Raw genomic sequence first — 15,249 nt, forward strand, 5'->3', positions numbered from 1 at the left:
TCTACACTGCCCGCACTGACAAACCCACGCGCGCCGGTACGCCGGTGCGCTGCTGCGAGGAGCTGTTTCATGAAATCACGTGCCGCCATTGCGTTGGAGGCCGGCAAGCCGCTGGTGCTGACCGAGATCGATGTGCAAGGTCCGCAGGCCGGTGAGGTGCTGGTCAAGATCGTGGCCACCAGTGTCTGCCATACCGACGCCTACACCTTGTCTGGCAAAGACCCGGAAGGCCTGTTTCCGGTGGTGCTGGGCCATGAAGGCGCCGGCATCGTGATGGAAGTGGGCGCCGGCGTGACCAGCCTGCAACCGGGTGACCATGTGATTCCGCTCTACACCGCTGAATGCGGCCAGTGCAAATTCTGCCTGTCCGGCAAGACCAACCTGTGCGGTTCAGTGCGTGCCACCCAGGGCCGCGGGTTGATGCCGGATGGTACCTCGCGCTTTTCTCTGGACGGCAAGATGCTGCACCACTACATGGGCACTTCTACCTTCTCCGAGTACACCGTGCTGCCGGAAGTGTCGCTGGCAAAAGTGTCCAAGGAGGCGCCGCTGGACAAAATCTGCCTGCTTGGCTGCGGTGTCACCACTGGCATCGGTGCAGTGCTCAATACCGCTAAGGTGCAGGCTGGCGACACGGTGGCGGTGTTTGGCCTCGGCGCCATCGGTCTGGCGGTGATTCAAGGCGCGGTGATGGCCAAAGCCGGGCGCATCATTGCCATCGACATCAATCCGGACAAGTTCGAGCTGGCGCGCAAGTTCGGCGCCACCGATTTCGTCAATCCCAAGGACCACAGCGGCTCGATCCAGGAAGTGATCGTCGACATGACCGACGGCGGCGTGGATTACTCGTTCGAGTGCATCGGCAACGTTAACGTGATGCGTTCGGCGCTGGAGTGCTGCCACAAGGGCTGGGGCGAGTCGATCATCATCGGTGTCGCTGGCGCCGGCGAAGAAATCGCCACCCGTCCGTTCCAGCTGGTCACCGGCCGGGTGTGGAAAGGTTCGGCGTTCGGTGGTGTGAAGGGCCGCAGCCAGCTACCGGGCTATGTCGACCAGTACATGCGTGGTGAGCTGAACATCGACGACTTCATCACCCACGACATGAAGTTCGAACAGATCAATGAAGCCTTCGATCTGCTCGATGCGGGCCAGAGCATTCGCACCGTACTGCACTTCTGAGGCGCACTCGGTTACCGCGCCGACCCAAACGCCCGCAGTACGCGGGCGTTTTTTATTGGGCCAGCATGACCGCTCTGCACGCCCACACGGCAACCACAAAAAAGCCCGGACTAGCCGGGCTTTTTTGTGGGACCAAGACGGCCGCGGCAATCAGTCCGCGGCCGCGCGGCTCAGCCCGGTTGGCGCGCTGCGCGGTTGCCCAGCAGCCACAGCACCACCGCCAGCACCAAGTAGGCGCCCTGAGCCAGCAGGCCCTGCAGCGTCGGGTAAATGCCGAGCCAGCTAACGCTGGGAACATCCAGGTAGCGCACCGACAGCCAGCCGGCTTCCTGCAGCGCCGCCACGCCCTTGCCGAGCAGCACGAAGGCCAGCCCCAGCAGCACCACACTGGTGACGCGGAAGAACAGCGCCAGCGGTAGTTTCATGCCGAGACGGAAGATCAGCAGCGCCACCACCGCCAGCGCTACCAGCGCGGCGATCATGCCGTAGAAGATCGACATCCGCTCGCCAGGGCCGACTTGGGTCCACAGCGCCTGGTAAAACAGGATGGTCTCGAACATCTCCCGGTACACCGAGATGAACGCCACGAACGCCAGCGTCCACAGCGCACCCCGGCCGAGGGCGCTGTCCACCTTGTCGCGCAGGTAGCCCATCCACTGTTGGCTCTTGGCGTTGGAGTGCATCCAGAAGCCCATGTAGAACAGGATCGCAGCGGCAATCAGACCGGCCAGACCCTCGGTCACTTCACGGGTGCTGCCGCTGATGGTGATCACGGTGCTGGCCACGAACCAGGTGGCAAAGCCGGCCAGCACCGCGCCGATCCAGCCAAGGTGGATGAAGCGGGTGGCGCGCTGCACCTGCGAGCGGCGGGTGAAGGTGATGAGCGCGGCGACCACCAGCAGTGCTTCCAGGCCCTCGCGGAACAGGATCACGAAGCTGGCGGTGGCGGCAGCGGAAGCGGTCAGGCCATCGCCGTCGAGCAGGTCAGCCGCTTCGCGCAGCAGTGCGCGGGCGTGCTGGATGGCGCCGCTGACGGCGTCGCTGCCAAGGTCACGGTCGATGCTTTCACGCACGCCCATAAAGGCCCGCTCGGCGCGCTGCATCAGGCCGCTGTCGAGGGTGGCCACCTGCTGCTCGATCATCTCGTAGCCATCGAGGTAGGCCGACAGCGCGGCACTGCGAGCGGCCGCTTGGTCGCCGGCGCGGTACAGCCGTTCGGCATCGGCTAGCCGTTGTTGGCTCAGGGCAATGAAGCGGTTGGAAGCGAACAGCCGCTGCGGGTCGGCGCGCAGCAGCGCGGCAGCGGCATAGGCCGGCTCGCCCCAGCGCTCGATCACGTCTTCCGGCGCCAGGCTGATGACGGTGTTTAGATCCAGCTGCTGATCCAACGCTGGCAGGTTCTGCAGTGCGTGGGCGCCGTCGGCGCGCATCTGCTCGGTGACCGCCAGACTGCCGACGTAGAACGCCAGCGCCCAGCGCTCGTCTTCGCTGAGCAGCTCGGCATAGGCCGCCATGCCGGTGCCGTCTACGCCGTCGGTGATGGTGGTGTAGAGCCCCACCAGCGAGCGGCCTTGGAAGCGCTCCAGCTCATGGAAGTCGGTGGGCTCCGGATCGAGGTTGGCGCCAGCCGGACCGTCGCCGTGGCCTTCTGTGCCGTGGCACAGGGCGCAGGTCTGTTGGTAAACCGTGGCAGCGCGGGTCAAGTCGGGCGCTGTGGACGGCGCCACCGCGACGCCGTAAATGTCGATCAGGCCGGCGCGCAGGCGTGCGGTTAGGCGCTTGATGTCGGCGTTGGTCGCTTTCGCTTCGATCGCTTGGTGCAGCGTTACGGTGAGCGTTTCCAGCTCGGCACGGCCTTCGGCGTCTGGCAGTTGGCCGACGCCCTCCAGCAGCAGCTCGGCGAACTCGGTCATTTCCTCGAATTCGTCGTCGTTGATAATTTCACCGTTTTCCACGGCATTGATGTAGTCGGCACCGATGTATTCGGCGAGTTGCACCATGGCAACTTGGCTCACCGCCCAAGCCGGTTGCAGCCACAGCAACAACCCGATCAGCCCCAGCAAGCGAAAGACAGCTGCTTTCATGAAATAGCCTTCAAGTGAATGATAATCAGAGGCGTTTATGTTCGAGCTATGACGGGGGGATGTCAAAGACAAACGGCAGGATGCGCAATGGGGAAATGCCGGGGACTGTTGCAGTCCCCGGCTGGCGGATCAGTGGGCGTGGCCACCTTCGCCGTGTACGTGACCGTGCTCCAGCTCTTCTGCACTGGCAGCACGCACGTCGGTGATCTCAACGTCGAACTGCAGCACTTCACCGGCCAGCGGGTGGTTGCCGTCCACAGTGATGGTGTCGCCGTCGACCGCGGTGATGGTGAACATGCGCGGGCCCATTTCGGTGCTGGCTTGAAATTGCATGCCCGGTTGCAGGTCGTCAACGCCCTGGAACGCTTCGCGCGGCACGTCTTGAATCAGGCCGTCGTGGCGTTCGCCGTAGCCTTCTTCCGGCTGTACCGTCACCACCAGCTTGTCGCCGGTCTGCTTGCCGGTCAGCTCTTTTTCCAGACCCGGGATGATGTTGCCGTGCCCGTGCAGGTAGCCCAGCGGCTCGCCACGGTCACGGGAGCAGTCCAGTTTCTCGCCGGCGCTGTTGGTGAGGGTGTAGTGCATCAGCACCACGGAATTTTCTGCAATCTGCATGAAGCACCCGTTGGGGTAATGAATTGAGGCGCCCATGCTAATGGCCATGGCCGCCAGCGGCCACCGCTGATCCGGTTTCGGCGCCGAGAAAGGCTGGCGCCAAGGCCGTTCAGTCGATGCCGAGTTGGTCCCAGAGGGCGTCCACGCGCTGCTTCACCGCCTCGTCCATGACGATCGGCCGGCCCCATTCCCGGTCGGTTTCGCCCGGCCACTTGTTGGTGGCATCGAGCCCCATCTTGGAGCCGAGGCCGGACACCGGCGAGGCAAAGTCGAGGTAATCGATCGGTGTGTTTTCCACCAGCGTGACGTCGCGCGCCGGGTCCATGCGCGTGGTCATGGCCCAGATCACGTCCTTCCAGTCGCGGGCGTTAACGTCGTCATCGCAGACGATCACGAATTTGGTGTACATGAACTGCCGCAGGAATGACCACACGCCCATCATCACGCGCTTGGCGTGACCGGCGTACTGCTTCTTCATGGTCACCACCGCCAGCCGGTAGGAGCAGCCTTCCGGTGGCAGGTAGAAGTCGACGATCTCGGGGAATTGCTTGCGCAGGATCGGCACGAAGATTTCGTTCATCGCCACCCCCAGCACTGCGGGCTCATCCGGCGGGCGGCCGGTGTAGGTGCTGTGGTAGATCGGATCGCGGCGGTGGGTGATGCGCTCCACCGTGAACACCGGGAAGCGGTCCACTTCGTTGTAATAGCCGGTGTGGTCGCCGAACGGGCCTTCATCGGCGTAATCGTCCGGATAGATATAGCCTTCCAGCACATATTCGGCGCTGGCCGGCACCTGCAGCGGCACTGATTGCGCGTCCGCCACTTCGGTACGGCCGCCGCGCAGCAGGCCGGCAAAGCCGTATTCGCTGAGCGTGTCCGGCACCGGCGTCACGGCGCCGAGAATGGTGGCCGGGTCGGCGCCCAGCGCCACCGCCACCGGGAACGGCTCACCGGGGTGGGCCGCCTGCCACTCGGCGAAGTCGAGTGCGCCGCCGCGGTGGCTGAGCCAGCGCATGATCAGCCGGTTGCGGCCAATCAGTTGCTGGCGATAGATGCCAAGGTTCTGGCGGCTCTTGTGCGGGCCGCGGGTGATGACCAGCGGCCAGGTTACCAGTGGCGCGGCGTCGCCCGGCCAGCAGGTCTGGATCGGCAGCCGGTACAGGTCCACCGCATCGCCTTCCAGCGTCACCTGTTGGCATACCGGATTGCTGACCACCTTCGGATTCATTGCCAGCACCTGCTTCACCACCGGCAGCATCGATAGCGCATCGCGCAGGCCTTTGGGCGGTTCCGGCTCCTTCAGGAACGCCAGCAGTTCGCCCAGCTCGCGCAATTCTTCCAGCGACTCCCGGCCCATGCCCAGCGCGACCCGCTTTTCAGTACCGAACAGGTTGCCAAGTACCGGAACGTCCGAGCCTTTGACGTTCTCGAACAGCAGCGCCGGGCCACCGGCCCGTAGGGTGCGGTCGCAGATCTCGGTCATTTCCAGTACCGGGTCGACTTCCACGGTGATGCGTTTGAGTTCGCCGCGCTGTTCCAACTGGCGGATGAAATCGCGCAGGTCGCTGTATTTCATGGCAATCGGCCTGTGTCCGGTGGGTGGGGAAACCGGGCGAGTATAGCAGTGGCGTCTGCGGCGGCCACGTTGGCGGCGGCACATGTAAAAGATAACGCCGTCACATTGTCGATCGGGCGTGCGTCCCACTACCCTGCGGCCATCCAGGATGACGATTGCTCTCCGCCGTCGCAGTACACCGAGAAGGATGTCCCCCCATGCTGTTTGTGCGTTTGCCCTTGATTAGCAGTCTGGTGCTGGCGCTGGCTGCCTGTGGCGCCGCCCCGCGTGCCCCGGAAACTCCCCAGCCGCCGCCGTTCCCGCCCTCCGATCTGAGTCGGTTGGATGCCGAGGATGGCGCCGCCGTGGTGATCAACGCGGAAGGGCGGGTGCTGGATGCCCAAAGCGGCACCCTGCAGTTGCTTGGCTCACGTCATTGGGCGCGTGTGCGCGCTGATGGCACCACCATCTATGACGCCGTAGGTCGTGCGCAGGCGCGTTATCCGCGGTTGGCGTTTGATCCGCCGCTGGCGCTGCGCAGCGGCGCGCGCTGGGGGGCGACCGTGTACCCGGTGCGCTCCGGCCAGGGCTCGGCGGTGCTCAATGCTGACGGCAAATTGGTGGTGCCGTTTCAGCAGGAAGCCGGTTGGTGGGAGCGCACGGCGCATGCCGACCGGGTGCTGTTCATCACCCCGACGCACGAAACGCTGTTCGATGCGGACGGCAACGCCTTGCTGCGCTGGGATCTGGCGCAGCAACAACGGGTGTCCGGCCCGTTCGCGGGCACTGGTGAACTGCTGTTATGCCCGGTGGGCGCGGGCGCCTGTCACCTGCATGGCGCCGACGGTAAGCCGCGACTGACGTTCGAAGTGGACCAATTGGCGGCGTTGCAGGGCGGCCAATATCTGGGGCGCCGTGGCAGTGCTTGGTTCCGCTTTGATGCGGAGGGCCGGGTCAGCGCGCCAGAGCTGTTCCAAGAAGATGGCGCGCTGCGCCCGCGCCAAGCCGACACGCCGGCGCCGCGCTGGCCGCTGTGGGTGACGCGCTTCCCGGTCGACGCCAGCACCTTGGAGCCACGCCGCGGTGAGGCGATGCCAGGTTTCCTGCACCAAGACGGTCGTTTTGTGCCGGTGCCGGGCGGCAAGGACGCCGAACGTATTTGCCCGCAGGTGTGGTTGGTGACCCAGCAGCAAGGCGGTCAGCGCAGCCGGGTGCGCATGGATGGCCACAGCAGCACCGGCACGCCGATGACCGACGATTTCTGGGGCATGGTCACCTTCTCACCGGATTGGCGGGTGGCGCGGCGCAGCAATCCGCGTCAGCAGGCACTGCTCGATTGCGCCGGACGCACTTTGGTGGATGACCCGCAAATCATCCGTTTCAAGGAGCACGGCGAAGGATTGGCGGCGCTGCTGAAAGGCGAATACGCCGCGCGAGTGTGGTACAGCCGTGATCTTCAACGCAGCGAAGTGCCGCGTGGCTACGGCATCGAGGACGCCAATGCCCGCGGCACGGTGCTGAAGCTGGAAACGGCGGGCGGCCAAGCACACCTGTTCGATGTGGCCAGCGGCAAGCTAGTCAGCACCACGTTGCCGGCTAACGCTGAGTTGCTGGAGGGCGGCGCCCGCTACCGGCAGGGTGAACTGTGGGGCTTCCAGTCGGCGACCGCGGCGCCGCTGGCCCCGGTTTATCAGGAAATGCTGCCGTGGCAGCAACGCTTGGTGACGCTGCAAGTGCTGCCGGGGCAAGAACAGGTGGTGCTGCGCCGCGCCAGCGGTGAGCCGCTGACTGAGTGGCAGGGCCAAGGTCTGCTGGTACAGACCGAAGGCGAGCTGCTGCGGGTGGGCCTCAACACGCTAGTGGGCCGACAACAGCAATGGGTCACTGCGGATGGCGCAGTGCGCGCCACGCTGGTCAGCTGCCCCGGCGGCCGGGTGGTGGTCGGCAGCAGCGGTGAGCCGGTGCAGGACGGCGCCGGTTGTCCGGCGCCCTGATCAGCCGGCGCGCTTCCACGCGGCGATAAGCTGTCACTGGCTTGTCGCCGCACTGTCATCCAGGCGTCATGGGGGTTTCACTCAGTACCCATAGGGTCTTTGTTCCGAAACTTTGCATTGATGCAGTGGGAGGAACACCGCGTGAAGACCCGACCGATCAAACCGATGCCGCAGCAGGAGCAAGGCAACAACCCGCCGGAGCCGAGCAGCAACCAGGCCGGCAACCGCCACTTTGATGAGGTGCTGGCCGCCAACCTGTCACGCCGGACGTTGCTGCAGGGCACCTTGGGTGCTTCGGCGGTGGCCTTCTTGGGTGGCACCTTGGCCGCCTGTGGCAGTGATTCTGGCTCTGACCGGCCGGTGATCCCGGGTGTACGGACCCTCGGCTTCAAAAGCATTGCCACCGGCCGTGATGATGCGGTGATGGTGCCGGAAGGCTACACCGCCACGGCGTTCTTGCCGTGGGGCACACCGATCCTAGGCGCGTTCCCGGACTACCGCGATGACGGGCTCAATACCGGTGATGAACAAGCCGAGCAAATGGGTTCCAACCACGACGGCATCATTTTCTTCCCGATCGACGGCAAATCCGACCACGGTCTGTTGGTGATGAACCACGAATACGTGGACCAGAAAGTGCTGCACGCCCATGGCGCCGACCAGAGCGGCGCACCGCGTCCGGCGGACGACGTGAAGAAAGAAATGAACGCCCATGGCATCAGCGTGGTGGAAATCCAGAAAAGCGCCAACGGTGGCTGGGAGCTGGTCGCGGGCGGTTACAACCGCCGCGTGACCGCCATCACCGAGATGAAAATTTCCGGACCAATGCGTGGCACCGACGCCATGAAAACCGCCTTCGATCCCAGTGGCCAGCGCACCCGTGGCACCCTGAACAACTGCGGCAGCGGTTACACCCCTTGGGGCACCTATCTGATCTCGGAAGAAAACTGGGCCGGTTATTTCCACGCCGACAAGGCGCTGCTGGATAAGAAGACGCCGGGCTATAACCGCTACAACATCACCGGCTGGCAGAACTACCACTGGTACGCCGCCGATCAACAAGACGATCTGTACCAGCGCTTTGCGCCGGATGAGAGCGGCGCCAGTGCCAGCGAAGACTTCCGCAACGAGCCGCACTGCTTCGGTTGGCTGGTGGAAGTGGATCCGTTCGACCCCAACTATGTGCCGCGCAAACGCACCGCCATGGGCCGCTTCTCCCATGAAGGGGTGATTCCGGCACCGGTGAAAGTCGGCAAACCGATGGCGTTTTACTCCGGTGACGACTCCACTAACGAGTACATTTACAAATTCGTCACCAAGGCGGTGTGGGCAGAAAATATGGAAGGCGGCGATGTGCTCGATGAAGGCACTTTGTACGTCGCCCGCTTCAACGACGACGGCAGTGGCGACTGGTTGCCGCTGGACTTCGACCACCCGCTGTTCAAAGCGGCGATGGACAACGAAGCTGAGCGGCCGCCGACCAGCGACCGCCCGCGTCTGGTGTTCACCTCTCAGGCAGACGTGCTGCTTAACACTCGCGGCGCTGCCGACATTCTTGGTGCGACGCCGATGGATCGTCCGGAGTGGGGGGCGGTGAACCCGAACAGCGGCGAGGTGTATTTCACCCTCACCAACAACAGCCCTCGCACTGTCAGCAATGCGGCCAACCCGCGCGTGCTCAACCGCACCGGCCATATCATCCGTTGGAACGAAGAAGCGGGCGAACCGGCGGCGACCAAGTTCTACTGGAACATCTTTGTGTTTGCCGGCCATACCGAGGGTCACTTGGCGGGTTTCCTGCCGCGCAGCGGCAAGCGCCTGACCGACGAAAACGTTTTCGCCAGCCCGGACGGCTTGCTGTACGACGACAACGGTATTCTCTGGATTCAAACCGACATGTCTGGTGATCAGCAGGCCGGTAAAGGCCCTGATGGCGATTTCGGCAACAACCAGATGTTGGCGGCGGTACCGGAGACCGGGGAGATCAAACGCTTCATGGTGGGGCCGGTGGACTGTGAAGTGACCGGGGTGTGCATGACTCCGGATCACAAGACCATGTTCATCAACATCCAGCACCCTGGCGATCGCTCCCAACCGGGGCAGTTCACCAGCCATTGGCCCACCGGAGGCAATGCCCGCCCGCGTTCGGCCACGGTGGTGATCACCAAGGACGACGGCGGTGTTATCGGTCTTTGATCGCTGTTGTTCGCCCACAAAAAAAGCCCGGTTAATACCGGGCTTTTTTTTATTGCGTGAACGCTTATTTGCGCTTCATGGAATCGAAGAACTCATTGTTGGTCTTGGTTTGCTTGAGACGGTCGATGAGAAATTCGATGGCGCCGATCTCATCCATGGGGTGCAGCACTTTGCGCAGTACCCACATGTTCTTGAGCTCGTCTTCGTGTACCAGGCGCTCTTCGCGGCGAGTGCCGGATTTTTTGATATGAATAGCCGGGAACACACGCTTTTCCGCCACTTTGCGGTCCAGGTGCAGTTCCATGTTGCCGGTGCCCTTGAACTCCTCGTAGATGACTTCGTCCATCTTCGAGCCGGTGTCGATCAGCGCGGTGGCGAGGATGGTCAGGCTGCCGCCTTCTTCAATGTTTCGCGCGGCACCGAAGAAGCGCTTGGGTTTTTCCAGAGCGTGGGCGTCGACACCGCCGGTGAGCACCTTGCCGGAGCTGGGCTGCACGGTGTTGTAGGCACGTGCCAGACGGGTGATGGAGTCGAGCAGGATGATCACGTCTTGCTTGTGCTCGACCAGTCGTTTGGCCTTCTCGATCACCATTTCTGCCACTTGCACGTGGCGCGCCGGCGGCTCATCGAAGGTGGATGCAACCACTTCGCCGCGCACCGTACGGGACATCTCGGTCACTTCTTCCGGACGCTCGTCGATCAGCAGCACAATCATGTGGGATTCGGGGTTGTTGCGCGCGATGGAGTGAGCAATCTGCTGCAGCAACATGGTCTTACCGGCTTTCGGCGGTGCCACGATCAGGCCGCGTTGGCCTTTGCCGATTGGCGCCACCAGATCGATGACGCGGGACGTGATGTCTTCGGTGGAGCCGTTGCCCAGCTCCATGACCAGGCGCTCGGTGGGGAACAGCGGCGTCAGGTTTTCAAAGAGGATTTTGTTCTTGGCGTTTTCGGGCTTGTCGAAGTTGATCTCGCTGACTTTCAGCAGGGCGAAGTAACGTTCGCCTTCCTTCGGGGGCCTGATTTTCCCGGAAATCGTATCGCCGGTACGCAGGTTGAAGCGGCGAATCTGGCTGGGCGACACATAAATGTCGTCAGGGCCGGCCAGGTAGGAGCCTTCCGAGCTGCGCAGGAAGCCGAAACCGTCCTGCAGGATTTCCAGCACGCCGTCGCCGTAGATATCGGAGCCGCTTTTGGCCGCCTTCTTCAGGATCGAAAAAATAACATCCTGCTTGCGGGTACGGGCAAGGTTTTCGAGGCCCATTTCCTGGGCGATGGCCAGCAGCTCTCCAATCGGCTTCTGCTTCAATTCGGACAGGTTCATCGGTTGAGTACGATTCCAGAAAGATGATTAAGTGTGATTGCCGGACAGGGGGGGTGTCGGGCTTGGGTATCGGTGTCTTTATAGAGATTGCTGCGTCGGGCGATGCCGAGCGTCAATAGGAAGTGCGAAGCTGCCCCGGAATGTAGCACCGGGGCCTGCGGACTGTCCAGCCCCGGCGGGAGGGGGCTGGCAGCGCATTGTAAAGATTGTCAGATGGTGCTGTCGAGGAAGGCGTTGAGCTCCGCCTTGTTGCGGGCGCCGACCTTGGTGGCCTCAACTTTGCCGTTGCTGAACACAGTCAGCGTCGGGATGCTGCGGATGCCGTATTGGCGCGCAGTGTTGGGGTTGTCATCAATGTTGATCTTCACCACCTTCACCCGGCCGGCGTATTCCTCGGCCAGTTGTTCCAGGATCGGTGCGATCATCTTGCACGGGCCGCACCAAGGGGCCCAGTAATCCACCAGCACCGGCACGTCGGACTTGAGGACGTCGTCCTCGAAGCTCGCATCGGTGGTGTTTAAAATCTGGCCGCTCATTGCCTTCTCCTGATTTGGGGGTTCGCGGAGCGCATAATATCGGGGCTTGGGGGCGGGGATTCAACCCTTGCTGCTGGGCACTGTCATCTGTTTGCCATGGCACCGTCGTGTTGCGACGGCATGCTGTGACGTTTCTTCTACAGCCAGGAGCCTGCTGTTGTCTGATGCACCGGAACAGTTTGCCGCCATTGATCTCGGGTCCAACAGCTTCCACATGGTGGTGGCGCGGTTGGTGGCCGGGGAACTGCTGATCCAAGAGGGGCTGTCAGAAAAAGTACAGCTCGCCGCCGGGTTGGACCCGCACAACTTCATCACTGCGCCGGCGCGCGAGCGGGCGTTGGCCTGCCTGGCCCGGTTTGCGCAGCGCATCCAGGGCATCCCGCGCCGTAATGTGCGGGTGGTGGGCACCAATGCGCTGCGCGTGGCGGAAGATGCGCCGGCGTTCATGGCAGAGGCACAGACGGTGCTTGGCCATGACATCGAGATTATTGCTGGGCGTGAGGAAGCGCGCTTGATCTACCTCGGCGTCAGCCACAGCTTGCCGGGCCTGCCAGGTCGCACGGTGGTGGTGGACATCGGCGGTGGCAGCACCGAGCTGATCGTCGGTGAGCAGTTTGATGCGCTGGAGCGTGAGTCGATGGATATCGGCTGTGTCAGCCTGACGCGGCGCTGTTTCGCAGATGGGCGCTGCACGGACAAGCAGTTTGATCGCGCGCTGATTCTCGCGCGGCAGGAAGTGGTGATGCACCAACGCAGCTTCCAGAGTCTCGGTTGGCAGCAAGCGGTGGGTGCGTCGGGTTCGATCAAGGCGATCGGCCAAGTGTGTGAAGCCAACGGCTGGAGTGATGGCACCATCACGCTCGATGGGTTGCAGCGCATCCGGCGTCGGTTGGTGAAGGCGCCCAGCGTGGCTGAAGCCGGGCTGAAGGGTTTGAAAGAAGACCGAGTGCCGATTTTCGCCGCCGGCGTGGCCATTCTCACCGGCGTATTTGAGCAGCTCGGGCTGCAGAGCATGGTGGTCAGCAGCGGTGCGTTGCGCGAAGGGGTGCTGTACGACCTGCTTGGTCGCCTTGGCCATGAGGACGTGCGCGAGCGCTCAATCGCGACGCTGATGGCGCGTAACTTTGTCGATACCCGCCATGCCGAGCGCGTGGCGGGCACCGCACTGGCGCTGTTCGATCAGGTGTGGGCGGCGTTCGGTCACGGTGACGACGACAACTGGCGTGATGTGCTGCGCTGGGCGGCGTTGCTGCATGAGGTGGGGCTGTCGGTGTCCCATGCCCAGTTCCACCGCCATGGCGCCTATCTGGTGCAAAACTCTGATCTGCCCGGCTTCTCGCGCCGTGACCAGCAATTGCTGGCGGCGCTGGTGCGCAATCACCGGCGCAAGTGGGCGGCAACGCCGCTGGCGGAGCTGCCGGCAGCGCAACAGGCACCGGTGGCGACCTTGTGTTGGCTGCTGCGTCTGGCGACGCTGCTGCACCATGCGCGCAGCCCGGAGCCGTTGCCGTCACTGGCGTTGTCGCGCACCGCTGATGGTTTGGCGTTGGCGTTTCCCACCGGCTGGTTGACGGAACACCCGCTGACCCAGGCGGACCTGGATCAGGAGCAGGAGTTCTGCCGTGAAGCTGGGGGGACGCTGGCGGTGTCCTGAGCGGCTCAGCTGAGCCGCTCAAGCAGCAGCTGCTGGGCAGAGACCGGCGCGCTGCCGTCGCTTTCTACCCGCTCATAGCTGCCGTCGCCCTGCATTTGCCAGGCTTGGGTGTTGTCTTCCAGGTACAGCTCCAGATCCTCGATGATGCGCTGCTTGAGCTTCTTGTCGTTGATCGGGAAGCAGGTTTCCACCCGGTTGATCAGGTTGCGTTCCATCCAGTCGGCGCTGGACAACAGCACCCGCTCTTCGCCGCCGTGATAGAAATAGTGCACCCGCGTGTGTTCCAGGAAGCGCCCGATGATGGAGCGCACGCGGATGTTATCCGACAGTCCCGCCACCCCCGGCCGCAGGCAGCACATGCCGCGGATTACTAGGTCGATGCTGACGCCCGCCTGGCTGGCGCGGTACAGCGCCTTCATCACTTCCGGCTCGGTCAGCGAGTTCATCTTGGCGACGATGCGTGCCGGCCGCCCGGCCAGCGCTTCCTGGGTTTCGAAGTGGATCAGGTCGAGGATGCCGCTGTGCAGTGTGAACGGTGAATGCATCAACTGCTTGAGGCGGGCTGCTTTGCCCATGCCGGTTAGCTCCAGGAAGATTTTGTGCACGTCCTGGCAGATCGCTTCGTTGGCGGTGAACAGCCCGTAATCGGTGTACAGCTTGGCGGTTTTGGTGTGGTAGTTGCCGGTGCCGAGGTGGGCGTAACGGCGAATGCCACCGTGTTGGTCGCGGCGGATCACCAGCATCATTTTGGAGTGGGTTTTGTAGCCCACCACCCCGTACACCACGATGGCGCCGGCCTCCTGTAACCGCCGGGCGCCTTCGATGTTGCTGGCTTCGTCAAAGCGCGCGCGCAGCTCGACGATGGCGGTCACTTCCTTGCCGTTACGCGCCGCCGCCTCCAAGTGGTCGAGAATCTCCGAGGTGGTGCCAGTGCGGTACAGCGTCTGCTTGATCGCCAGCACGTTGGGATCGCGCGCCGCTTCCGCCAGCAAGTTCACCACCGGCGAGAACGATTCAAACGGGTGGTGCAGCAGCACATCGCCGTCGTCGATGCACTCAAACAAACTGTCGTGGCTTTTCAGCCGCGCCGGTACCCGCGGGGTGAACGCCGGATACCGCAGCCGTGGTCGTTTCACGTCGGTGAACATGCGCGCCAGGTTCACCGGGCCGTTCACTTCGTACAGGTCTTCTTCGTCCAGCTCGAACTTCTTCAGCAGGTAGTCGACCAAGTGGCGCGGACAGTTGTCAGCCACTTCCAGCCGCACTTCCTCGCCGTAGCGGCGCCGCAGCAGGCCGCCCTTGAGCGCGCTGGCCAAGTCTTCCACGTCTTCGTCCAGCTCCATGTCGGCGTTGCGGGTGACACGGAATTGGTAGCAGCCGGTGGCCTTCATGCCGGGGAACAGGTCGCTGACATGGGCGTGGATCATCGACGACAGGAAAATAAAGTTGTCGTAGCCGTCGTTGCAGATGTCATCGGGAATGCGGATCAGGCGCGGCAGCGAGCGTGGCGCCGGCACGATGGCGAGGCCGGATTGGCGGCCGAACGCGTCCTTGCCTTCCAGCGGCACGATGAAGTTAAGGCTCTTGTTCACCAAGCGCGGGAACGGGTGTGCCGGGTCCAGCGCGATCGGTGTCAGCACCGGGTAGATTTGCTCGCGGAAGTAGCGTTTGACCCAGGCTTCCTGTTCGCGCGTCCAATGGTCGCGGCGCAGGAACTGCACGCCTTCCTGCGCCAGTGCCGGCAGCAGTACTTCATTGAGAATGTGGTATTGGCGCGCCACCGCTTCATGCACCACGCGCGAGATGATCTTCAGCACTTCCAGTGGGTGCATGGCGTCGGGGCCGGTATAAACCCCCACCGAGGAGCGGCGCAGCAGCTGGTTGTGCAGCCCGGCGACGCGGATTTCGAAGAACTCATCCATGTTGCTGGAGAAGATCAGCAGGAAGTTGAGCCGCTCCATCAACGGATGGCGCTCATCCATGGCCTGTTCCAGCACCCGTAGGTTGAAACGCAGCATGCTGAGTTCACGGTTGACGTAATGGTCCGGCTGATCGAGGTCCGGCAGAAAATCCGGCGGTGTGGTCTGCTCCGTCATGTGAGGCTTCCCGGCG

At 63.2% G+C, this 15,249-nt stretch carries 10 protein-coding genes; 4 read left to right on the forward strand and 6 right to left on the reverse strand.

From position 1 onward, the window contains the following. Positions 1-69 precede the first annotated feature (69 nt). Entirely contained in the window at positions 70-1,179 is a 1,110-nt protein-coding gene (locus tag AB5I84_RS12650; RefSeq protein WP_369456273.1) for an S-(hydroxymethyl)glutathione dehydrogenase/class III alcohol dehydrogenase, read from the forward strand. Between the two features lie 170 nt (positions 1,180-1,349). Here the strand turns inward: AB5I84_RS12650 and AB5I84_RS12655 are convergent, their stop codons facing one another. From AB5I84_RS12655 to ubiD, 3 genes are all read right to left on the reverse strand, one after another. Beyond that, positions 1,350-3,263 (reverse strand): FTR1 family protein, encoded by a 1,914-nt coding sequence (locus tag AB5I84_RS12655; RefSeq protein WP_369456274.1) that lies wholly within the window; start codon positions 3,261-3,263, stop codon positions 1,350-1,352. Between the two features lie 129 nt (positions 3,264-3,392). After that, positions 3,393-3,878, reverse strand: a complete 486-nt coding sequence (locus AB5I84_RS12660) for an FKBP-type peptidyl-prolyl cis-trans isomerase (protein ID WP_369456275.1) — start codon at positions 3,876-3,878, stop codon at positions 3,393-3,395. A gap of 109 nt (positions 3,879-3,987) precedes the next feature. Further along, complete coding sequence (gene ubiD / locus AB5I84_RS12665) at positions 3,988-5,454, reverse strand: 4-hydroxy-3-polyprenylbenzoate decarboxylase (protein WP_369456276.1); 1,467 nt, start codon at positions 5,452-5,454, stop codon at positions 3,988-3,990. Between the two features lie 197 nt (positions 5,455-5,651). Here ubiD and AB5I84_RS12670 point away from each other — a divergent pair, with 197 nt between their 5' ends. Together AB5I84_RS12670 and AB5I84_RS12675 are read left to right on the forward strand one after the other, a co-directional pair. Further along, positions 5,652-7,427, forward strand: a complete 1,776-nt coding sequence (locus AB5I84_RS12670; RefSeq protein ID WP_369456277.1) for a hypothetical protein — start codon at positions 5,652-5,654, stop codon at positions 7,425-7,427. A 141-nt stretch (positions 7,428-7,568) separates the two neighbouring features. Continuing rightward, a complete protein-coding gene (locus AB5I84_RS12675; RefSeq protein ID WP_369456278.1) occupies positions 7,569-9,623 on the forward strand; it encodes a PhoX family protein in 2,055 nt (684 codons plus the stop codon). A 64-nt stretch (positions 9,624-9,687) separates the two neighbouring features. Here AB5I84_RS12675 and rho read toward each other — a convergent pair whose 3' ends face one another. Together rho and trxA are read right to left on the reverse strand one after the other, a co-directional pair. Next, the gene (rho, locus tag AB5I84_RS12680; RefSeq protein ID WP_369456279.1) at positions 9,688-10,947 is read right to left on the reverse strand and encodes a transcription termination factor Rho; all 1,260 of its coding nucleotides are present in this window, start codon (positions 10,945-10,947) and stop codon (positions 9,688-9,690) included. Between the two features lie 209 nt (positions 10,948-11,156). Then, a complete protein-coding gene (gene trxA / locus AB5I84_RS12685; RefSeq protein ID WP_369456280.1) occupies positions 11,157-11,483 on the reverse strand; it encodes a thioredoxin TrxA in 327 nt (108 codons plus the stop codon). 157 nt (positions 11,484-11,640) lie between these two features. Here trxA and ppx point away from each other — a divergent pair, with 157 nt between their 5' ends. Next, positions 11,641-13,137 carry an exopolyphosphatase gene (ppx, locus tag AB5I84_RS12690; RefSeq protein WP_369456281.1) on the forward strand — a complete coding sequence of 499 codons (1,497 nt, stop codon included), beginning with the start codon at positions 11,641-11,643 and terminating at the stop codon, positions 13,135-13,137. 5 nt (positions 13,138-13,142) lie between these two features. On the opposite strand, the gene ppk1 is transcribed toward ppx, so the two are convergent. Next, on the reverse strand, positions 13,143-15,233 hold the full coding sequence (gene ppk1, locus AB5I84_RS12695) for a polyphosphate kinase 1 (RefSeq protein ID WP_369456282.1): 2,091 nt from the start codon (positions 15,231-15,233) through the stop codon (positions 13,143-13,145). Positions 15,234-15,249 lie beyond the last annotated feature (16 nt).

Source organism: Alcanivorax sp. REN37, from assembly GCF_041102775.1.
Taxonomy (GTDB): domain Bacteria; phylum Pseudomonadota; class Gammaproteobacteria; order Pseudomonadales; family Alcanivoracaceae; genus Isoalcanivorax; species Isoalcanivorax beigongshangi.

Bases quoted from the DNA above. Each gene is read 5' to 3' on its own strand.
- AB5I84_RS12650 (WP_369456273.1), top strand. From the start codon at position 70: ATGAAATCACGTGCCGCCATTGCGTTGGAGGCCGGCAAGCCGCTGGTG.
- AB5I84_RS12655 (WP_369456274.1), bottom strand. From the start codon at position 3,263: ATGAAAGCAGCTGTCTTTCGCTTGCTGGGGCTGATCGGGTTGTTGCTG.
- AB5I84_RS12660 (WP_369456275.1), bottom strand. From the start codon at position 3,878: ATGCAGATTGCAGAAAATTCCGTGGTGCTGATGCACTACACCCTCACC.
- ubiD (WP_369456276.1), bottom strand. From the start codon at position 5,454: ATGAAATACAGCGACCTGCGCGATTTCATCCGCCAGTTGGAACAGCGC.
- AB5I84_RS12670 (WP_369456277.1), top strand. From the start codon at position 5,652: ATGCTGTTTGTGCGTTTGCCCTTGATTAGCAGTCTGGTGCTGGCGCTG.
- rho (WP_369456279.1), bottom strand. From the start codon at position 10,947: ATGAACCTGTCCGAATTGAAGCAGAAGCCGATTGGAGAGCTGCTGGCC.
- trxA (WP_369456280.1), bottom strand. From the start codon at position 11,483: ATGAGCGGCCAGATTTTAAACACCACCGATGCGAGCTTCGAGGACGAC.
- ppk1 (WP_369456282.1), bottom strand. From the start codon at position 15,233: ATGACGGAGCAGACCACACCGCCGGATTTTCTGCCGGACCTCGATCAG.